The sequence below is a fragment of the Stenotrophomonas sp. 59 genome (assembly GCF_030291095.1).
Classification (GTDB): Bacteria; Pseudomonadota; Gammaproteobacteria; order Xanthomonadales; family Xanthomonadaceae; genus Stenotrophomonas; species Stenotrophomonas maltophilia_Q.
Map to the genome: position 1 here is coordinate 3,524,755 of NZ_CP127408.1, position 20,611 is coordinate 3,545,365.

Sequence of the window (20,611 nt, forward strand, 5' to 3'; positions counted from 1 at the left end):
TACCGCGTGATGACCCAACCCGATCTTGATCTGGGCGTGGTCGGCAACGGCAGCTTCGGCGCCCTGGTCGACAAACATGCCCGCGTTGTCTGGAGCTGCCTGCCCACCTTCGACGGCGACCCCACCTTCTGCGCCCTGCTCGGCCCCAACCAGCAGACCGGCGGCGACTTCGCCATCGAGCTGGAGGACTTCGCCGACAGCGAGCAGGAATACCTCACCAACACCGCGATCCTGCGCACCGTGCTGCGTGACACGCATGGCGGCGCACTGGAAATCCTCGATTTCGCCCCGCGCTGGCGCCAGAACGACCGCTTCTACCGCCCGGTCAGCCTGATCCGCCAGGTCCGCCCACTGGCCGGCAGCCCACGCATCACCGTGCGTGCGCGCCCGCTGGCCGACTGGGGCGCGCGCGTGCCCGAGTCCACCTGGGGCAGCAACCACGTGCGCTGGATCCTGCCCGAGCACGTGCTGCGGCTGACCACCGACGTGCCGGTAAGGTTCGTGCGTGATGGCCTGCCGTTCGTGCTCAACCATCCGATCCACCTGATCCTCGGCGTGGACGAATCGCTCAACCGCTCCATCAGCGGCTATGTGCAGGAAGCCTTCCAGCGCACCCGCGATTACTGGCGCGAGTGGGTGCGCTACCTGTCCATTCCGCTGGAATGGCAGGACGCGGTCATCCGCAGTGCAATCACGTTGAAGCTGTGCCAGTACGAGGACAGCGGCGCGATCATCGCGGCGATGACCACCTCCATTCCGGAAGCGCCCGGCAGCGTGCGCAACTGGGACTACCGCTACTGCTGGCTGCGCGATGCCGCCTTCGTCGTGCGTGCGCTGAACCGTCTTGGCGCCACGCGCACGATGGAACAGTTCCTCGGCTACATCTTCAACCTGGCCACCACCGATGGCACGCTGCAGCCGCTGTATGGCATCGGCTTCGAGGCCAAGCTGGACGAGAACGAAGTCCCCAGCCTGTCCGGCTATCGCGGGATGGGCCCGGTGCGTCGCGGCAACCTGGCCTGGGTGCAGCGCCAGCACGATGTCTACGGCAGCGTGGTGCTGGCCTCCACGCAGCTGTTCTTCGACCGTCGCCTGCAGGACCCGGGTGATGCGCACACCTTTGCCCGCCTGGAACCATTGGGCGAACAGGCATTCGCCCTGCACGACGTGCCCGATGCCGGTCTGTGGGAGTTCCGCGGCCGTACCGAGGTGCACACCTACACCAGCGCGATGTGCTGGGCGGCCTGCGACCGCCTGTGCAAGATCGCCGTACGCCTGAAGCGCGACGACCGGGCGCACTATTGGCGCGAGCGCGCCGACACCATCCACGCACGCATCATGGCCGAGTCCTGGAGCGAGGAGCTCGGCCACTTCACCGACACCTTCGGCGGCCACCGCCTGGATGCCTCGTTGCTGCTGCTGGCCGACATCGGCTTCATCGATGCGCTGGACGCCCGCTTCATTGCCACCGTCGAGGCCATCGGCCGCGACCTCAAGCATGGCAATTCGCTGTACCGCTACGTTGCACCGGATGACTTCGGCGAGCCGGAAACCAGCTTCACCATCTGCACCTTCTGGTACATCGATGCACTGGCGGCGATCGGGCGCATGGACGAAGCACGCGGGATGTTCGAGCTGCTCCTGAAACAGCGCAACCACCTGGGCCTGCTGTCGGAGGATCTGGCCTTCGACAGCGGCGAGGCCTGGGGCAACTTCCCGCAGACCTATTCGCACGTCGGCCTGATCACTGCCGCGATGCGCCTGTCGCGGTCCTGGCAGGAGGCCTCGTGAGTCGTCTGGTGGTGGTTTCAAACCGGGTGGCCGTGCCGGGCGAGAACCGTGCCGGCGGCCTGGCGGTCGGCCTGCTGGCCGCGCTGAAGGAACGCGGCGGGATGTGGTTCGGCTGGAGCGGCAAGAGCGTGCGCGATGGCAGCGGCACGCTGCACACGCAGAAAGACGGCGACATCGAATTCGTCACCCTGGACCTGAGCAAGCGCGAGGTGGATGGCTACTACAACGGCTTCGCCAACCGCACCCTGTGGCCGCTGCTGCACTTTCGCCTGGACCTGGTCGACTACGACCGCGGTACCCGCGAGACCTACCACAAGGTCAATGCGCTGTTCGCCGACAAGCTCGCACCGTTGCTGCGCGAAGACGACATCGTCTGGATCCACGACTACCACCTGATCCCGCTCGGCGCGCTGCTGCGCGAGCGTGGCATCGGCTGCCGCATCGGCTTCTTCCTGCACATCCCGATGCCCTCGGCCGACCTGCTGCAGGCCATGCCCGACCACCTGCGCCTGTTCTCCGCGCTGTACGCCTACGATCTGGTCGGCTTCCAGACCCAGCGCGATGCCGATCGCTTCCAGACCTACCTGCGCCTGTTCGGTGGCGGCCGCGTACTCGACAATGGCGAACTGGAAGCGCCTGGTGGACGCCGCTTCCGCGCGGCCGCCTTCCCGATCGGCATCGACACCGAGCTGATCGCGCGGCAGGCCGGTACCGCCGCGGCCAAGGCGGCTGTGAAGAACCTGCGCGCCAGCCTGCGCGACCGCCAACTGGCCATCGGCGTGGATCGCCTGGACTATTCCAAGGGCCTGCCCGAGCGCTTCCTTGGCTTCGAGCGCTACCTGGAGCGCCATCCCGACCAGCGCGGTTCGCTGACCTACCTGCAGATCGCTCCGGTCTCGCGCGGTGATGTCACCGAGTACCGGCAACTGCGCAGCCAGCTGGAACAGATCGCCGGCCACATCAACGGCGGCCACGCCGAGCCGGACTGGACGCCGCTGCGCTACGTCAACCAGAACTTCACCCACGCCACGCTTACCGGCTTCTACCGGGCGGCGGCAGTGGGACTGGTGACCCCGCTGCGTGATGGCATGAACCTGGTGGCCAAGGAGTACGTGGCCTCGCAGGACCCGGACGATCCCGGCGTACTGGTGTTGTCGCTGCTGGCCGGGGCCGCCGACGAACTGAAGCAGGCGCTGCTGGTGAACCCGCACGATCTGGACGGCGTGGCCGACGCCATCGCCACGGCCGCGACGATGTCGCTGCGCAGGCGCAAGGAACGCTGGCACGCAATGATGGAGCACCTGCGCACCTACGACATCAACCACTGGCGGCGCAGCTATCTGGACGCCTTGGAAGGCTGAGCGACCACCGTCGCTGCGGGCCGGTTCGACACGTCATCGGCGTGTCGGCACGGCCCGCAAATTGTCGCTTTCAGCACGAAAGTAGATGCGAATGAAACCATATCGTCGCACTCGCAATGCGACCTTCCGGCAGCCGCGTGCAACACCGAACCTTGTGTGAAGCCCACTTCGCACAGGGGTTTTCCCGGTTTCTTCGCGCCTGCCGCTCATGCGTCCGCAAGAACGAAAGCTGCAGCGCGCACCGGTTTTCATTCCGCATTGACACCCGCTCCCCAAAGTGACGCCCCCGGAACGACCGCACGCCATCGCCACCGCGTTTGCGAGGCGTCGCGCACATCACACCTGGGGAGTCACCGCATGTCCGCTTACGACCGTTTCATCGAAGATGCAGCAACGCGCCTTGAACTGGGCCATCGCACCCGTTGGGTGATCGAGGTGATCACCGCCTGGGTGGCCTCGCATCCCCACGGTCTGGACGGCGTACAGCAGCGCTTCGAACAGGCCAGCCTGGCGGCCCGCTTCCACTCCTGGCGGCACCCGGCCACCCTGCGCCTGCCCATCGTTGCCAGCGAAATGGAGCGCGCCCTGGGGGCGCACACGCTGGCCATGATCGCCCACCGCAGCGGCATGTCGCCCGGGCCGTTCCGTGTGGTGATCTGCCACCTGCTGCCCGGCGTCGTCACCCTGATGTCCGCACCACACGCCGCCGACGAAGTGGCCACTGCCGCCGTTCCAGCACGCAGGAACGCCGCGCCCAGGCGCATGCGCAGTCTGGTGCCCTCGCGTGCGATGTACGGCATGGCCCTGCGCAGCCTGCTTTGGACAGTGGCGATCGCCGTGGTGCTGGGCCTCACCACATGGTTGTTGCTGAAAGCGCGCACACCGCTGTGGACGGTGCAGGACACGCCCGCGCAGCATGAAGCACACCTGTCCCTCCTTCAGCACGGCACGCAGGTACAGGTGCACGGGCGCCTGCCCAGCGAGAGCGACCGCCGCCGCGTCTGGAACGCGCTTTCCGCAGTGCATGGCGCGCGCAACCTCGGCGGTGGCATTGCACTGGACCCGCACACGCAGGCACCGCGCTGGCTGGACCGCCTGATCGTGGATCTTCCCCATCTGCGGGGCGACGGCCTGCACCTTGTGTTTGACGGCACCCGGTTGCGGATCGATACCCGTTCCATGCAGGAGCCCGAGCGGCTGGCCATCTCGCGGCGGTTGCGCCAGGACTTCCCGGCGCTGGAGATGAGCGGGCTGTGGGGCCCGGGCCTGGCCGCGCTGGCGCAGCTGCCGCCGGACGCTGCCCCCGCACAGCGGATGGCCGCGTTGAACCAGACCACGCTGAAATTCCACGCAGGCTCCTCCGAACTGACCGGCGACTCGCGGCAGACGCTGGAAGCCGTCGCCAACGCACTACGTGATACGCCAGCAGGCACGCGCGTGGAAATCGGTGCGCACACCGATAGCCGCGGCCAGGCCGAAGCCAATCTGCATCTCAGCCAGCAACGTGCCGAAGCGGTGTCGCAGGGGCTGCAGGAGCTGGGAGTGGAGCCTGACACGCTGGTCGCCGTGGGCTACGGCCAGGAACATCCCGTGGCCGACAACCGCAGCGACAGCGGCCGCGCGCAGAACCGCCGTATCGATTACCGGCTGCTCGACTGAGCCTGCCGACGCTGCAGGGTTGAAGCACCTGCTTCTGTAGAGCCGAGCCATGCTCGGCTGCCTTTTTCGTAGCCTCGACGGGAACAGCCGAGCATGGCTCGGCTCTACAGACGTCCGGTGATCAATCCAGGAACCGCGCGAGGTGTTCCGGCGCCGGCAGATGGCACGCATCGTGGCGTCCGAACCAGCGGTAGCGGTTACGCGCCAGCAGGCGATACGCCGCGTCCCGCCAGCTGCGCGGCAGCAGGCGCAGCACGCCGCTCAGGCGCCAGGCACCGCCCAGTCCCGCCAGTACGCGCAGGATCGCATCGGTATCGGTCCACGCGCCCTGTGCGTCCAGCAGCAGGAACGACGCCGGGTCCTGCGGATCCAGCCCGTGCGCATGCAGCAGCGCGCTGCCCTGCATGCCCTGCATCGCGGCGAAGCGGTAGCGCCCCGCGCGATCGAAGCGCAGCAGGAAGCGCACCCATTGGTTGCACAGCGCGCAGACACCATCGAACACGATCACCGCGCGGCCAGTCTCGGTGGCAACCTCACTGCGGTTCGAGCCAGCCTTCATAGCGGATCAGGGCTCCGGCCCAGGGCAAGGTCACATCGACCAGGAAAGTGTAGCGCTGGCCGTGCCACGCTTCACGGCAGCGCACACCACCGAACCAGCGTGTTGGCAGCGGCAGCAGGCCCAACGCCCAGACCCGCCGCACCGTCCAGTCGATGCCGCCATCGCGGGCCTGCAGGTCGAACGCGAAACGCACTGCACCCAGCTGCTCGTGCAGATGCCCTTCGTGCTCCCACAACCGCGACACCATCGGCCAGCGTCCGAAGCGTCGCGCCCATTGCTCGCCCTGCCCGTGGGCGCTGAACGCTACCTCGGTCGGCAGCGCATCGCCGTTGTCCGGCAACCGTGCCACTGCGGCCAGCAACGGCACCAGCCAGTGCCGTCCCCGCACGATCCGCGCCTGCCCTGCATAGCGGCAGGGCAACGGCGCGGCATGCAGCGCCTGCACCGGGGCGGCCAGGGTGGCGAAGGCCGGCCCCAGCACCCGTGCGAACAGGGGCGTACTCAGGGTGCGATCCAGGCCAGCGTCGCCATGCGTCCGGTACGACGATCGCGCCGGTGCGAGTACAGGTCCGGATCGGCCATGGTCGACACCGTGCCGCCGTATACCTGCGCCGGGTCCATGCCCGCGGCCTGCAGGCGCTGCCGCGCCAGCGCGAACAGGTCCACCTTCCAGTGCCCGGCACGGGTCGCCACGAAGGCCACCTCGGCGGCCGGATCATGGCCGACGAAAGCGTGGTAGACCTCTTCACCGATCTCGTAATCGGCCGGCCCGGCAGCCGGTCCCAGCCATGCGCGCAACTGCCCGGGCGGCGTCTGCATGGCGGCCACGGTGGCCTCCAGCATGCCGTCGGCCAGGCCACGCCAGCCGGCATGCGCCGCGCCCACTTCGCTGCCGTCGGCGGCGGCGAACACCACCGGCAGGCAGTCGGCGGTCAGGATCGCCAGCACCACGCCCGGCACCGAGGTTACTGCGGCATCGGCCACCGGCTCGCTGGCGCCGGGCACCGGTGGCGTGCTGAAGCGCAGCACGGTGCTGCTGTGCACCTGGCGCAGCCAGTGCGGCGCGGAGGGCAACGCCAGCCCCTGCTGCAGCAGCTGGCGGTTGTGCTCGACGTTGGCCGGGGTATCACCATCGGCCGCGTGCCGGTTGCCCAGGTTGAACTGTGCGAACGGCGCCGGCGAGATGCCCGCGCCATGCCGGCGCGTAGTCAGCGCATGGACGCCCGCAGGCGCCGGCCAATCGGCCCACAGCAACGGCAGCGCGGCGTCCATTACCAGCGGTCCCGCTCGCGCGCGGCGAAGGCTTCGCTGTCTTCGCGCAGCACCTTCATCAGGTGCAGCATGTCCTCCGGCACCGGCGCGGTGTTGCGCACCGGCTCACCGGTGATCGGGTGCGTGAACTCCAGGGTCTCGGCATGCAGGGCCTGGCGCTTGAAGCCACGCAGCGCGGCCACCAGTTCATCGCTGGCACCCTTCGGCAGCTTCAGCGCACCGCCGTACAGCGGATCACCGATGATCGGATGGCGAACGTGCGCCATGTGCACGCGGATCTGGTGGGTACGCCCGGTTTCCAGGCGGCACTCCAGCGCGGTGTGCGCACGGAAGCGCTCACGCAGCCGGTAATGGGTGATCGCCTCCTTGCCGTCCTCGCGCACCGCCATCTTCAGGCGATCGCGCGGGTGGCGGTCGATCGGGGCATCGGCGGTACCGCCGGCCACCAGCGCGCCCATCACGATGGCCAGGTACTGGCGGTGCACGTCGCGTGCGGCCAGCTGCTCGACCAGCGCGGTCTGCGCTTCCAGGGTCTTGGCCACCACCATCACGCCACTGGTGTCCTTGTCCAGGCGGTGCACGATGCCCGCGCGCGGCAGCACCGCCACCGACGGGTCGCGGAACAGCAGGGCATTGACCAGGGTGCCGCTGTGGTTGCCTGCGCCCGGGTGAACTACCAGGCCGACCGGCTTGTTGATCACCAGCAGGTGCTCGTCCTCGAACAGCACGTCCAGCGGGATGTCCTCCGGCTGGGCATCGGTCTGGGTTTCCAGCACCACGTTGAGGGTCACCACCTCGCCGCCGCGCAGCGGATCGCGCGGGCGCACCTGGGCGCCGTCCAGCAGGACCTCACCGGCCTTGATCCACTCGGTCAGGCGCGACCGCGAGTATTCGGGGAACAGTTCGGCCACCACGGCGTCGAAACGGCGGCCGGCAGCGGTGTCGGGGACGATGGCCTGGCGGGCCGATTCAGAGGGTTGTTCAGACATGGCAGGGGGCATTCTTTGAAATTTTGGGGTCCCGGCGGCCGGTTTCAGTCGCTGGACAGGACACTAGGCTATCATCGACCCTTCGTATTCCAGCCGCGTCCCGCCTCGACCTCATGATCCGACGCTCCTCCATGCTCTCCGCGCCCGTCCGCCTCACCGCCCTGCTGCTGGTGCTGGTCATCGCCGCCACCGGCTGCCACCGTGGCGCCAAGAAGGGCGATCGCCCCGATGAAGGGACGCCGGTCGAACAGTTGTACGAGAAGAGCCACAAGCTGATGCAGGGTGGCAACTGGAGCGGGGCTGAAACCAGCTTCCGCCGCCTCGTGGCCCAGTATCCGTACGGCCCGTATACCGAACAGGCGATGATCGAAACCGCCTACGCGCAGTACAAGGCCGGCAAGCACGACGATGCGGTGTCCAGCATCGACCGCTTCATCCGTACCTACCCGACCCACCGCAACATCGCGTACCTGTACTACCTGCGCGGCCTGGCCAACTCCAACCGCAGTACGGTTTTCCTGCGCCGCGTATGGTCGCTGGACGCCAGCCGCCGCGACCTGTCAACGCCGCACCAGGCGTATTCGGACTTCAACATCGTGGTCGACCGCTATCCGAACAGCCGCTACGCCGCCGATGCGCGCCAGCGCATGCTGGAGCTGCGTGACGTGTTCGCCCAGCACGAGCTGGACAACGCCCTGTACTACATGCGCCGCGGCGCCTGGGTCTCGGCCGCCGGCCGCGCCAACTACCTGCTGGAAACCTATCCGCAGAGCGCGTTCCAGTACGACGCCGTCGCCGTCCTGGCCGATTCCTACACCCACCTGGGCAACAAGACCCTGGCCGACGACGCCCGCCGCGTCCTGCAGCTGAACCAGCCGGACCACCCGTGGCTGGAAGGCAAGTGGCCGAAGTACCCGTGGATGATCCGCAAGCTGAACCCGTTCGCCGGCGAGAAGTCCGCCAGCACCGGCCAGCGCAACGCGCGACTGGAAAAGAAATAAGAAGACGAAGGGCCCCGCAAGGGGCCCTTTTTCCATCCGGTGGATCCATGCCATGCGAGGATGGATGGCAGGCGCGCCTCTGGCCCCGCGCACTAGGAATTCTACGAATCCCCGGCCAGTGCGACTTCGGTCCCAACCGGCGCGGACATCGCCCGCCAGACTGCCCTGCAGTGGCCATTCCGGCCTGCAAGGAGCGCTTCGATGTCCCGACCCCACCGCCGTTTCCGGCCCCTGCCCGTGTTGATCATGGCGGCCCTTCTGATGCCGACTGCCGGCCCGCTGGGTGCCGCCCCGCAGGCACCGGGTGATCTGCTCTCTGCCGCCCCCTACCGCGCCTCGTGGGTGCCCTCCAGGGCCACCCAGGCCTACAAGCTGCACTACCGCACCCCCGACCATCGCGGGCAGCTGGCCGAAGGCACCGGCCTGCTGTATCTGCCCGCCGGTGCGCCCCCCGCCGGGGGCTGGCCGCTGGTGTCATGGGCACACGGCACCCAGGGCATCGCCGACCGGTGCGCTCCCTCAGTTTCCGGGCCTTACCAGCCCGAACGCGACGGCCGCTTCCTCGATCAGTTCCTGGCACAGGGGTATGCGGTGGTCGCTGCGGACTACCAGGGCCTCGGCAGCCCCGGCAACCATGCCTACCTGCATGTCCGCACGGCGGCACGCAACACCATTGATCTGATCAGGGCCAGCCGCCAGTACCTGGGCAACGCAACGCTGTCGCCGCGCTGGGTCTCGGTCGGCCACTCGCAGGGCGGCGCTGCAGCGCTCACGGCAGGCCACATTGCCGCCTCCTACGGTGGGCCGTCGTTGCAGTACCGTGGCAGCTTCACCACCGGCACGCCCACCGCGGTCGAGCTGACTGCCCTGGTGATGAAGCCGGACAACCGAACGCCCAATCCCGGCGCACTCAATGCCTACCACGCGTACCTGCTCGACGGCCTGCTGCAGGTCGCGCCGCAGATCGACCGCGTGCTGAGCGACACCGGCCGCGCCCGCGTAGCGCTGGCCCGCGGGCAGTGCCTGGGCGAACTGGCCGCAAACCTGGAAGGCGCCGATACCGGCTCGATGTTCACCGCACCACTCACCGCCGTACCGGGCATCTGGTCCGTGCTGCATGACTATCTGGGCGTGCCGCGCAAGGGCTTCAGCCAGCCGCTGATGCTGGGCCATGGCAGCCAGGATCAGGACGTGCCCTATCTGACCACCCTGCTGTATGCCGCAGGCCTCGCGCTGCGCGGCGAGCCGGTGGCGTTCCGGCGCTACCCGGTCGACCACCGCGGCACGCTGGATGCAGCGGCGGCGGATGGCCTGGCGTTTGTGCGTGCACGGCTTGAGGGCGGCCACTTCAGCGACGCTGCGGAAACCGCCGGCCTCGAACAGTTGCTCGACGAAGCCCGGTAGATCCACGCCATGCGTGGATGATCTTCGACCATCGTGCGGACCAAGGTCCGCACCCACCGGAGAGGGGCCAACGGGTTGCCGGCCATCGGCCGGCACTCCCTGTCGTCTGCTGGACCTGACCTCAGCCCTTGTAACCGTTGCTGATCGGGTAACGACGCTCGCGGCCGAACGCGCGACGCGAGACCTTGGGCCCTGGCGCGGCCTGGTGCCGCTTCCACTCGCTGATGCGCACCAGACGCAGCACGCGGTCGACCACGGCCGCGTCGTAACCGGCGGCAACGATCTCCGTGCGCGACTGCTCCTGGTCGATGTAGCGGTACAGGATGCCGTCCAGCACGTCATAGGCCGGCAGCGAGTCCTGGTCCAGCTGGTTCTCGCGCAGTTCGGCCGACGGCGGGCGACTGATCACCGCCGGCGGGATCACCGGTGCACCGCCCACGGTATTGCGCCACTTCGACAGGCCGAACACTTCGGTCTTGTACAGGTCCTTCAACGGCGCATAGCCACCGCACATGTCGCCGTAGATGGTGGCGTAGCCCACCGCGTACTCGCTCTTGTTGCCGGTGGTCAGCAGCAGCCCGCCGAATTTGTTGGCCAGCGCCATCAGGATCACGCCACGGCTACGCGACTGCAGGTTTTCCTCGGTCACGTCCGGCGTGGTGCCCTCGAACATCGGCGCCAGCGATTCCATCAGGCCCTTGAACGCCGGCTCGATCGAGACCGCTTCCAGCTTCACACCCAATGCCAGGCACTGCTCGGCGGCCAGGTCGTTGGACAGGCCGGCGGTGTAGCGCGACGGCAGGCGCACGGCGGTTACGTTCTCCGCGCCCATCGCGTCCACCGCCATGGCCAGCACCAGCGCCGAGTCGATGCCACCGGACAGGCCCAGCCACACCTTCCTGAAGCCGTTCTTGCGGCAGTAGTCCTGGATGCCACGGGTCACCGCGCGCCAGGCCAGCGCGTCCATGCTCTCGTCACCATCGTCCATCCACACGTGCGGCATGAAGCGACGGGTTTCGCCGTCGTACTCCACGACCAGCCACTGGTCGACGAAGGCCGCCGCCGCCGGGTGCACGGTACCGTCACCATCGGCCACCACCGAGGCGCCATCGAACACCAGCGCATCCTGGCCACCGACCACATTGAGATAGGCGATTGCCGCGCCACTCTCGCGGGTACGTGCGGCCAGCACCGCATCGCGCTGGGCGTGCTTGCCGCGCTCGTACGGCGAGGCATTGGGTACCACCACCAGCTGCGCGCCGGCGCGCACGGTATCGGCCAGCGGCTCGGCGAACCACAGGTCCTCGCAGATCAGCAAACCCACCGGAATGCCGTTGACCTCGAACACGCAGCTGCCGCCGTCCGGATCGACATCGAAGTAGCGGCGTTCGTCGAACACGGCGTAATTGGGCAGCTCACGCTTGCGGTAGGTCTGCTCGACCAGCCCATCACGCAGCACGCTGGCGGCGTTGTAGACCACCGCGCCAACCGCCTGCGGCCAGCCGACCACTGCGGTGATGCCGCGGCAGGCCGCGGCGATGCGCGTCATTGCCTGCTCGCACTCGTACAGGAAGCCCGGGCGCAGCAGCAGGTCTTCCGGCGGATAGCCGCTCACCGCCAGCTCGGGGAACATCACCAGCTCGGCGCCGTACTCGTCGCGCGCCTGGCCGATCATCTCGATGATGCGCTCGGTGTTGCCGGCGACATCGCCGACCGGGAAGTCGAACTGCGCCATCGCGATGCGGATCGAAGCCATGGGAATCCAGCCTGTGGTTGCAATGCCGCCATTGTAACGCCGGGGTCAGATCCCTTTTGCGCCGCAAAAGGGATCTGACCCCACCCCAGACGCACAAAGGCCGCCCGGAGGCGGCCTTTGTGTTTTGCAGCAGTCGGCGGGAAGAGCAGTCGACTAACAGTCGACTCTACAGTTCCCCCGCCCAGCGGCCTTACTTGACCAGCTTGGCGATGGCAGCGCCCAGGTCGCCCGGCGAGCGGACGGTGACAACACCGGCAGCTTCCATGGCAGCGAACTTGCCTTCTGCAGTGCCCTTGCCGCCCGAGGCGATCGCACCGGCGTGGCCCATGCGCTTGCCGGCCGGAGCCGACGCACCGGCGATGAAACCGACGACCGGCTTCTTCACGTGGTTCTTGATGTACTCGGCGCCGGCTTCCTCGGCGTCGCCGCCGATTTCGCCAACCATGATGATGCCTTCGGTCTGCGGGTCTTCGTTGAACAGCTTCAGGCAATCGACGAAGTTCAGGCCGTTGATCGGGTCACCACCGATGCCGATGCAGGTGGACTGGCCCAGGCCGACTTCAGTGGTCTGCTTGACCGCTTCATAGGTCAGGGTGCCCGAACGCGACACGATGCCGATCTTGCCCGGCTGGTGGATGTGGCCCGGCATGATGCCGATCTTGCACTCACCCGGGGTGATGACGCCCGGGCAGTTCGGCCCGATCAGCACGGTGTCCGGATGCGAACGGGTCAGCACGTTCTTGACGCGCAGCATGTCCAGCACCGGGATGCCTTCGGTGATGCAGACGATGACCTTGATGCCGGCAGCAGCGGCTTCCAGGATCGCGTCAGCCGCGTACGGCGGCGGCACGTAGATGACCGAGGCATTGGCGCCGGTGCTCTGCACGGCGTCGGCAACGGTGTTGAAGACCGGCAGGTCGATATGGGTGGTGCCACCCTTGCCCGGGGTCACGCCGCCGACAACCTGGGTGCCGTACTCGATCATCTGAGTGGCGTGGAAGGTGCCCTGCTGGCCGGTGAAGCCCTGCACGATCACCTTGGTGTTCTTGTTGATCAAAACAGACATTGGAATTCCTTGGTGTCGGTATCAGGCGGCGTTCTTGACAGCTTCAACGATCTTCTTGGCGCCATCGTTGATGTTGTCAGCCGGGATGATGGCCATGCCGCTGTCACGCAGCAGCTGCTTGCCTTCTTCCACGTTGGTGCCTTCCAGGCGCACCACGACCGGAACCTTGACGCCCACTTCCTTCACGGCGGCGATGATGCCTTCGGCAATCATGTCGCAGCGGACGATGCCGCCGAAGATGTTGACGAAGATGCCTTCGACCTTGTCCGAGGACAGGATCAGCTTGAAGGCTTCGATGACGCGCTGCTTGTTCGCACCGCCACCCACGTCCAGGAAGTTCGCCGGCTCGCCGCCGTTGAGCTTGATGACGTCCATGGTGGCCATGGCCAGGCCGGCGCCGTTCACCATGCAGCCGATGTTGCCGTCCATGGTGACGTAGTTGATGTCCAGCTCCGAAGCGATCACTTCGGTCGGATCTTCCTGGGTCTTGTCGCGCATGGCGACCAGGGCCTTCTGGCGGAACGCGGCGTTGTCGTCGCTGTCGAACTTGCCGTCCAGCGCGTACAGGTTGCCGTCGTCCAGGATGGCCAGCGGGTTGATTTCAACCAGGGCCAGGTCCTTTTCGTTGAACAGGCGGTACAGGTTCACCATGATGCTGGCGAACTGGCCGGCCTGCTTGGCGGTCAGGCCCAGCTTGAAGCCGAAATCACGGCCGTGGTAACCCTGCACGCCTTCGACGAAGTCGACGTTCAGCGAGTGGATCAGCTCCGGGGTTTCAGCAGCGACCTGCTCGATCTCCACGCCGCCTTCCGAAGAGGCGATGTAGGTGATGGTCTTGGTGCCACGGTCGACCAGCACCGACAGGTACAGTTCCTTGACGATCTCGCCGGCGGTGGTCACCAGCACCAGGTTGACCGGCAGTTCAACGCCTGCGGTCTGGTAGGTGGCCATCTTGGTGCCGAGCATCTTGGCCGCAGCGGCCTTCACGTCGTCGGTGGTCTTGCAGAACTTGACGCCGCCAGCCTTGCCGCGGCCGCCAGCGTGGATCTGCGCCTTGACCATCCAGGGGCCCTGGCCCAGGGAGTTGGCAGCGGCAACCGCTTCGTCCGGGGTCGCAGCGACCTTGCCGGCCGGGACCGGGATGCCGTACTCGGCAAGCAGTTGTTTTGACTGGTATTCGTGGAAATTCATGCGTCACCGTGGGAATAGGAACGACCGCACGCAATTCCTCAGGGCCCCGGCGGGGCGCCGGCATGGACCGCGGCGGGCCCACTATTGTGGCCGAGCCAGCGCCGGGGCGCAAAGAAGTCTGTACAAAACGCCGGACGCGGGCAGATTTCCACCGTCATTCAGGCAGTTGCGCCCGGGCCGGGGCTGGCCACCGGTGTCCGCACCGGGCCAAATGCGCGATCCGGGTCACTTCGGCGGCGCCCGGCCGGGGGCCCTATACTGCCCTTCGCAAACGCGACGTGCCGGCCCGGCTTCAGGGGGCGCTGGCCAGGCCCGCCGCAGAATCCAGACCCAGGCAGCCAGAAGGGGAGTTCCGGCGTGTCACCCAGTGCTTCATTGATCGACCGCATCGAATCGATTCCGCGGCGTGAACTGTATTTCTTCGCGCTGTACCGGGTGCTGATCGCTACGGTCATCGCCGCCCTGCTCTACAGCCCGTTGTCGGCCATGGTCGGCGAAGCCCATCACCCGCGGCTGGCCGACGTCGTTGCGGTCATCTATCTGGCCCTGTCGCTGCTGGCCCTGGCACTCGGCCGCAACGAACGCTGGCTGCGCCCGATCGTGGTCAGCGGCGTGCTGGTGGATATCGTGGCCGCCACCCTGCTGTCGCACGCCCTGCCCGGCGCCAGTGCCGGCATCTCGATGTCGCTGCTGTTCAACATCGCCGCCGCCGCCACCCTGCTGCCGCTCAGCCTTGGACTGGGCCTGGCGCTGGCCGCCAGCCTGGCCACCGGCGTCGAGTACACCTGGAAGCTGCTGGAAGGCGGCGACCCCACCCGCACCCTGGCCGAACTGGCGATGTTCGCCACCAGCTACCTGGCACTGGCCTTCATCAGCTACCAGGTGGGCAACCGCGCTCGCCGCAACCAGCAACTGGCCAACCAGCGCGGCGACGAAGTGGCCAACCTGTTCCAGATCAACGAACTGATCATCCGCCGCATGCGCACCGGCGTGCTGGTGGTGGACGCTGACAACCGCATCACCCTGGCCAACGAAGCCGCCTCGATGCTGCTGGGCGACAACGACGGCAACGGCGAAAGCGGGCGCCTGGACCTGGCCAGCGCCGCACCGGAACTGGCGCGCAGGCTGCAGCGCTGGCGCAATGGCTGGGCACAGGACGAACTGCCGCTGCAGCTCAACCCCGACCAGCCGGAAGTGCAGCCGCGCTTCGCCCGCCTGCTGGCCGGCAGCGACCTTGCGCTGGTGTTCCTGGATGATTCCAGCGTGGTCTCGCGCCGCGCCGAATCGCTCACCCTTTCCGCCATGGGCCGCTTCTCGGCCAGCCTCGCCCACGAGATCCGCAACCCGCTGGCGGCGATCAACTATGCCGTGCAGCTGCTCGAGGAAGGTACCGGCTTCAACGAGAGCGACCGCCGCCTGCTGCAGATCATCCGCCAGCAATGCCAGCGCACCAACGGCATCGTCGAAAGCGTGCTGGGCCTGGCACGGCGCGAGCGTGCCACGCCCGAGAACGTGGACCTGGTCGCCTTCGTGCGCCGCTTCGTGCTGGAGTACAAGCAGGGCCAGACCCTGGAGACCGACAGCATCGAACCGATCATCAGCGATACCTCGGTGATGGCCCAGGTCGACACCAAGCATCTCTACCAGGTGCTGACCGTGCTGGTGCACAACGCACTGAAGTACGGCCGCATCGGCCAGCAACCGGCACGGGTGCGGCTGCGCGTGGCCCAGCACGAACGCAGCGCGGTGATCGACGTGATGGACCGTGGCCCGGGCATCCCCGAGAGCGTGGCCGCGCAGCTGTTCCGTCCCTTCTTCACCACGTCCGAGCATGGCACCGGACTGGGCCTGTATATCGCGCGCGAGCTGTGCAGGGCCAACCAGGCCCGCCTGGACTACATCGCGGTGCCGGCCGGTGGCTCCTGCTTCCGCCTGGTGCTGCCCGGTCCACATACGCTGCTGCCGAGCTGATTCCCATTCTGTGCGTCAAACATTTGTCGCTTCCTGCCCCCTCGTTTATCTTTCACGCCCATGAATGAAACCCGCAGCGCCCTCGTCGTCGACGACGAACGCGACATCCGCGAACTGCTGGTGCTGACCCTTGGCCGCATGGGGCTGCGCATCAGTACCGCCGCCAACCTGGCCGAGGCACGTGAGCTGCTGGCCAGCAATCCGTACGACCTGTGCATCACCGACATGCGCCTGCCGGATGGCAACGGCATCGAGCTGGTCAGCGAGATCGCCCAGCACTACCCGCGCACGCCGGTCGCGATGATCACCGCGTTCGGCAGCATGGATCTGGCCGTGGAGGCGCTGAAGGCCGGCGCGTTCGATTTCGTCAGCAAGCCGGTGGATATCTCGGTGCTGCGCGGACTGGTCAAGCACGCGCTGGAACTCAACAACGCCGAGCGCCCGGCACCAGGCCCCAACGCCGAACAGGGCGGGCGCCTGCTTGGCCACTCACAGGCCATGGATGTGCTGCGCACCACCATCAGCAAGGTCGCGCGCAGCCAGGCACCGGTCTACATCCTCGGCGAGTCGGGCGTCGGCAAGGAGCTGGTCGCACGCACCATCCATGCGCAGGGCGCGCGCGCGGCCGGCCCGTTCGTGCCGGTCAACTGCGGCGCCATTCCCGGCGAGCTGATGGAGAGCGAATTCTTCGGCCACCGCAAGGGCAGCTTCAGCGGCGCGCACGCCGACAAGCCCGGCCTGTTCCAGGCGGCGCACGGCGGCACCCTGTTCCTGGACGAAGTGGCTGAACTGCCACTGCAGATGCAGGTGAAGCTGCTGCGCGCGATCCAGGAAAAGTCGGTGCGCGCGGTGGGGGCGGCCAACGAGGAGCCGGTGGATGTCCGCATCCTCTCGGCCACCCACAAGGATCTGGCCGAGCTGGTCGAGGACGGGCGCTTCCGCCACGACCTGTACTACCGCATCAACGTGATCGAACTGAAGGTGCCGCCGCTGCGCGAGCGCCGCCAGGACCTGCCCGAACTGGCCGCGGCCGTGCTGGCCCGATTGGCCCGCAGCCACGGCCGTGCCACCCCGCTGCTGGCGCCGTCGGCGCTGGAAGCGCTGGCGCAGTACGCGTTCCCGGGCAATGTGCGCGAGCTGGAGAACATCCTGGAACGTGCGCTGGCCCTGGCCGAGGAAGACTGCATCGGCGCCGATGACCTGCGCCTGCCGCAGCACGCGCCGCGTACGCCGGGCAGTGCCGCGCCCGCCGAAGCGGTGGCCGACCTGCAGCCGGGCAGCGCCGCCCTGCCCTCCTACATCGAGCAGCTCGAGCGCAGCGCCATCCAGCGTGCGCTGGAAGAGAACCGCTGGAACAAGACCCGTACCGCCGCGCAGCTGGGCATCACCTTCCGTGCGCTGCGCTACAAGCTGAAGAAGCTGGGGATGGAGTAGAGCCGAGCCCACGCTCGGCTGCGCGGTGGTCGGGGCCGCGTAATCCACGCATGGCGTGGATCTACTGCAGGACCATGCCCGGGTGGGTGCGGATCTTGGTCCGCACCGCTGCCAGCCATCCACGCACGGCGTGGATCTACCGCATCAATCCTTGGTGACGCGGTTGATCTCGGCCAGGCTGGTGATGCCCGCCGCGGCCTTCTTCAACGCCGACTGGCGCAGGTCATTCACGCCGATCTGCTGCGCCGCCTCGGCAATCTGCAGCGCATTGCCACCGGCCAGCACGATGGTGGCGATCTCATCGGTCATCGGCATGACCTGGTAGACGCCGGTCCGGCCCTTGTAGCCTTCGGTGCATTCATCGCAGCCCACGGCCTCGTACAGCTCGATGCCCGCATCCAGCTGCGCCTGGGTGAAGCCTTCGGCCAGCAGTGCATGTTCGGGCAGGCTGGACCGGCGCTTGCAGTTGCCGCACAGGCGGCGCGCCAGGCGCTGGGCGATCACCAGCGTCACCGAGCTGGTGATGTTGTACGGCGCGATGCCCATGTTCATCAGGCGCGCGATGGTCTGCGGCGCATCGTTGGTGTGCAGCGTGGACAGCACCATGTGGCCGGTCTGCGCGGCCTTGATCGCGATCTCCGCCGTTTCCAGGTCGCGGATTTCGCCGACCATGATGATGTCCGGGTCCTGTCGCAGGAACGAGCGCAGCGCTGCGGCGAAGGTCATGCCGCGCTTGTTGTTCTGCTGCACCTGGTTGACGCCGGGCAGGCGGATTTCCACCGGGTCTTCGGCGGTGGAGATGTTGCGCGTCTCGTCGTTGAGGATGCCCAGCGCGGTATACAGCGACACGGTCTTGCCCGAACCGGTCGGGCCGGTCACCAGCACCATGCCGTAGGGCTTGTGGATGGCATCCAGGAACAGCTTCTGCTGGTCCGGCTCGTAACCCAGCTTGTCGATGCCCAGCTTGGCCGCGCTGCCATCAAGGATACGCAGCACCACCTTCTCGCCGAACAGGGTCGGCAGCGTGCTGACGCGGAAGTCGATCTGCTTGGTCTTGGACAGGTTGAGCTTGATGCGGCCGTCCTGCGGGACGCGCTTCTCGGCGATGTCCAGCTGTGCCATCACCTTCAGGCGGGCGGCGATGCGCTGGTTCAACTTCACCGGTGCGCGCGCGACCATCTTCAGCAGGCCATCGATGCGCAGGCGCACGCGGTAATCATCTTCGTAGGGCTCGAAGTGGATGTCCGAGGCGCCCTTGCGGATCGCATCGACCAGCACCTTGTTGACGAACTTCACCACCGGGGTGTCGTCGCCCTTGGCGTCGATGCCGGAATCGCCGCCGGTAGCGCCGAGATCCTCGTCGCCGGCCGCCACGTCCAGGTTGCCCATGCCATCGTCATCGCCACCCAGGGCGTCGCCGAGGGTGTCATGGCTGGCGTGCCACTGTTCCAGCGTGCGGCGGATCTGGTCCTCGTCGACCAGGATCGGCTCGACCACCAGGTTGGTGTGGAACTTGATCTCGTCCAGCGAGTGGGTCGGGTTGCTGGTGCCGACGAACAGCCTGCCACCGCGCTTGAACAGCGGCAGCACGTTGTGCTTGCGCAGCAGCTCCTCGCTGACCAGGCTCATCGCGTTCTGGCTGGCGTCGAAGGTGGACACGTCGAACAGCGGCATGCCGAACTCGACCGCGTTGGCGGCGGCCAGCTGCGAGGCATTGACCAGCTTGTTCTGCGCGAACCACGTTGGCAGTGGCTGGCGGGCGGCCGCGGCCTTGGCCATGGCGTCGCGGGCGGTGGCCTCGTCCAGGGCCCCGTCCTGCACCAGGCGACGGGCCAGGCCGGTGATGCCGACAAGATTGGCGGTGGTGACAGCGTTCATATGAATCCTTGGCTCATGGGGTCATGCCATGCCGTGCGCCTTGCACGGACACCGCACGGGGCAGCAGAACCCGCCGCGACCCAACGGCCACCGGCATCGCCAATCCATGAGCAACACTGCCTTGCCCGGCACTCCCGGCCTGGCAGGCACGATCCTGACTCCCCCGGGGATGATAGCCCCGTCAAGGGGCGGCCAGCATCCCATTGAAGCGCTGAAGTGTGATCAGCAGCCGGTCGGCCTATAGCGCGCTTCGAACGCGCTGCCATCGCAGCTCCAGATGCCCTCGGCCGAGCGGCGCAGGATCAGGTCCTTACCGTCCAGCGCGCTGTGGCCCTTCAAGGTGCAGCTGATGTGACCGACGCCGGATTCACTGAGTTCGGCCTCGACGTTGGAGCAGTGGGCGTTCTGGGCGACACCGATATAGTTCGGTGTGACCAGGCTGGCCGAACGGCCCTCATTGACGAGGATTTCCACCTTGGTCTTGCCTGGTGTGATATCGGCCAGCGCAGCGGTCAACTGAGTGCGGACGATGTATGGCTGGAACGCCACCGTCGCGATCGCCGCCAGGATGGCGATGATGGCCACCACGATCATCAGCTCGATGAGCGTAAAGCCCTTTTGCATCTGCATGACTCCCCCTGTGTTTTTGCAGCAATCCCCATTGCTGTGTGCTGATCGGATTTTGCAAGCCCGGTCAGCACAAGGCCCGCCGAAGCGGGCCTTGTGTCTTCTTACCAGCGCGCGGTTCGAGCTAAAGCTCTCAACGCGCAGAAGGCTTACTCAATTACTTGCCCTTGGTGCAACCCTTCGGGATGAACTTGTCGTCCATGCCCTTAACAACGCAAGCGAAGCCACCCGGGGTGGTGATGGCACCGGTGCCGTCGGTCACGGTATCGGTGTACTGCAGTGCCAGCTGGGCACTGGCACCGATACGGCTGCCCGGCTCACGAATGGTGCAGGTCATGCCGGTATCGGCGACAGCGATGACCGAGCAGGAACCGGTTTCTTCAGCCTGGAAGCCCGCGGTCGCCGGCGTCGGCACACGACCAGCGCTCTTTTCCATTTCGAACTGGGTCTTGTGCGAGGCCAGGTCGGCCAGCGCAGCGGTGACCTTCGACTTGGCGGTGTAGTCCTGGTAAGCCGGCAGCGCGATGGCGGCCAGGATGGCGATGATCGCGACAACGATCATCAGTTCGATAAGGGTGAAGCCCTTCTGGTTCTTCATTTGGTACATCCCCAAGATAGTGGTGGTTGAGTTCAGTGCACGGGATCGGACCGG

General features: G+C 67.0%; 17 protein-coding genes. 7 read left to right on the forward strand and 10 right to left on the reverse strand.

The window, feature by feature from the left end; genetic code table 11:
- The first annotated feature begins 9 nt into the window (after window positions 1–9).
- The 3 genes from QP552_RS16290 to QP552_RS16300 all read left to right on the forward strand — a co-directional run bounded on the left by QP552_RS16290 (window position 10) and on the right by QP552_RS16300 (window position 4,811).
- Window positions 10–1,791 carry a glycoside hydrolase family 15 protein gene (locus tag QP552_RS16290; protein WP_286074066.1) on the forward strand — a complete coding sequence of 594 codons (1,782 nt, stop codon included), beginning with the start codon at window positions 10–12 and terminating at the stop codon, window positions 1,789–1,791.
- Window positions 1,788–3,152: an alpha,alpha-trehalose-phosphate synthase (UDP-forming) gene (gene otsA / locus QP552_RS16295; RefSeq protein WP_111112869.1), complete on the forward strand. Its 1,365-nt coding sequence runs from the start codon at window positions 1,788–1,790 to the stop codon at window positions 3,150–3,152. Before QP552_RS16290 ends, otsA begins: the two co-directional genes overlap by 4 nt.
- Before the next feature lie 357 nt (window positions 3,153–3,509).
- Window positions 3,510–4,811 carry an OmpA family protein gene (locus tag QP552_RS16300; RefSeq protein ID WP_286074067.1) on the forward strand — a complete coding sequence of 434 codons (1,302 nt, stop codon included), beginning with the start codon at window positions 3,510–3,512 and terminating at the stop codon, window positions 4,809–4,811.
- Window positions 4,812–4,932: 121 nt separating this feature from the next.
- Here the strand turns inward: QP552_RS16300 and QP552_RS16305 are convergent, their stop codons facing one another.
- From QP552_RS16305 to rluD, 4 genes are read right to left on the reverse strand one after another with little or no spacing between them, the layout of a single operon-like run.
- Window positions 4,933–5,370, reverse strand: a complete 438-nt coding sequence (locus QP552_RS16305; RefSeq protein ID WP_111112871.1) for a thiol-disulfide oxidoreductase DCC family protein — start codon at window positions 5,368–5,370, stop codon at window positions 4,933–4,935.
- On the reverse strand, window positions 5,345–5,851 hold the full coding sequence (locus tag QP552_RS16310) for a DUF4166 domain-containing protein (protein ID WP_106549575.1): 507 nt from the start codon (window positions 5,849–5,851) through the stop codon (window positions 5,345–5,347). The genes QP552_RS16305 and QP552_RS16310 overlap by 26 nt, the downstream gene beginning before the upstream one ends.
- A gap of 20 nt (window positions 5,852–5,871) precedes the next feature.
- On the reverse strand, window positions 5,872–6,642 hold the full coding sequence (gene pgeF, locus QP552_RS16315) for a peptidoglycan editing factor PgeF (RefSeq protein WP_286074068.1): 771 nt from the start codon (window positions 6,640–6,642) through the stop codon (window positions 5,872–5,874).
- Window positions 6,642–7,631 carry a 23S rRNA pseudouridine(1911/1915/1917) synthase RluD gene (gene rluD / locus QP552_RS16320; protein ID WP_019660164.1) on the reverse strand — a complete coding sequence of 330 codons (990 nt, stop codon included), beginning with the start codon at window positions 7,629–7,631 and terminating at the stop codon, window positions 6,642–6,644. The genes pgeF and rluD overlap by 1 nt, the downstream gene beginning before the upstream one ends.
- Before the next feature lie 113 nt (window positions 7,632–7,744).
- On the opposite strand from rluD, the gene QP552_RS16325 reads away from it, so the two are divergent.
- Both QP552_RS16325 and QP552_RS16330 read left to right on the forward strand, forming a co-directional pair.
- Window positions 7,745–8,632: an outer membrane protein assembly factor BamD gene (locus QP552_RS16325; RefSeq protein WP_024956778.1), complete on the forward strand. Its 888-nt coding sequence runs from the start codon at window positions 7,745–7,747 to the stop codon at window positions 8,630–8,632.
- A 201-nt stretch (window positions 8,633–8,833) separates the two neighbouring features.
- Window positions 8,834–10,036 carry a lipase family protein gene (locus QP552_RS16330; RefSeq protein ID WP_286074069.1) on the forward strand — a complete coding sequence of 401 codons (1,203 nt, stop codon included), beginning with the start codon at window positions 8,834–8,836 and terminating at the stop codon, window positions 10,034–10,036.
- A gap of 121 nt (window positions 10,037–10,157) precedes the next feature.
- On the opposite strand, the gene QP552_RS16335 is transcribed toward QP552_RS16330, so the two are convergent.
- The 3 genes from QP552_RS16335 to sucC all read right to left on the reverse strand — a co-directional run bounded on the left by QP552_RS16335 (window position 10,158) and on the right by sucC (window position 14,049).
- Window positions 10,158–11,792 (reverse strand): NAD+ synthase, encoded by a 1,635-nt coding sequence (locus QP552_RS16335; RefSeq protein WP_286074070.1) that lies wholly within the window; start codon window positions 11,790–11,792, stop codon window positions 10,158–10,160.
- Window positions 11,793–11,982: 190 nt separating this feature from the next.
- Window positions 11,983–12,858, reverse strand: coding sequence for a succinate--CoA ligase subunit alpha (sucD, locus tag QP552_RS16340; protein ID WP_005410793.1), 876 nt, complete (start codon window positions 12,856–12,858; stop codon window positions 11,983–11,985).
- Between the two features lie 21 nt (window positions 12,859–12,879).
- Window positions 12,880–14,049, reverse strand: coding sequence for an ADP-forming succinate--CoA ligase subunit beta (sucC, locus tag QP552_RS16345; RefSeq protein ID WP_004154430.1), 1,170 nt, complete (start codon window positions 14,047–14,049; stop codon window positions 12,880–12,882).
- Window positions 14,050–14,406: 357 nt separating this feature from the next.
- Here sucC and QP552_RS16350 point away from each other — a divergent pair, with 357 nt between their 5' ends.
- Together QP552_RS16350 and QP552_RS16355 are read left to right on the forward strand one after the other, a co-directional pair.
- Window positions 14,407–16,020 (forward strand): ATP-binding protein, encoded by a 1,614-nt coding sequence (locus QP552_RS16350; protein WP_049427898.1) that lies wholly within the window; start codon window positions 14,407–14,409, stop codon window positions 16,018–16,020.
- A 60-nt stretch (window positions 16,021–16,080) separates the two neighbouring features.
- Window positions 16,081–17,454 (forward strand): sigma-54 dependent transcriptional regulator, encoded by a 1,374-nt coding sequence (locus QP552_RS16355; RefSeq protein WP_286074071.1) that lies wholly within the window; start codon window positions 16,081–16,083, stop codon window positions 17,452–17,454.
- 144 nt (window positions 17,455–17,598) lie between these two features.
- Here QP552_RS16355 and pilB read toward each other — a convergent pair whose 3' ends face one another.
- The 3 genes from pilB to QP552_RS16370 form a co-directional block, all read right to left on the reverse strand.
- Entirely contained in the window at window positions 17,599–19,332 is a 1,734-nt protein-coding gene (pilB, locus tag QP552_RS16360) for a type IV-A pilus assembly ATPase PilB (RefSeq protein ID WP_286074072.1), read from the reverse strand.
- Window positions 19,333–19,554: 222 nt separating this feature from the next.
- Entirely contained in the window at window positions 19,555–19,962 is a 408-nt protein-coding gene (locus QP552_RS16365; protein WP_286074073.1) for a pilin, read from the reverse strand.
- 154 nt (window positions 19,963–20,116) lie between these two features.
- Window positions 20,117–20,557: a pilin gene (locus QP552_RS16370; RefSeq protein WP_106549568.1), complete on the reverse strand. Its 441-nt coding sequence runs from the start codon at window positions 20,555–20,557 to the stop codon at window positions 20,117–20,119.
- Window positions 20,558–20,611: the final 54 nt, after the last annotated feature.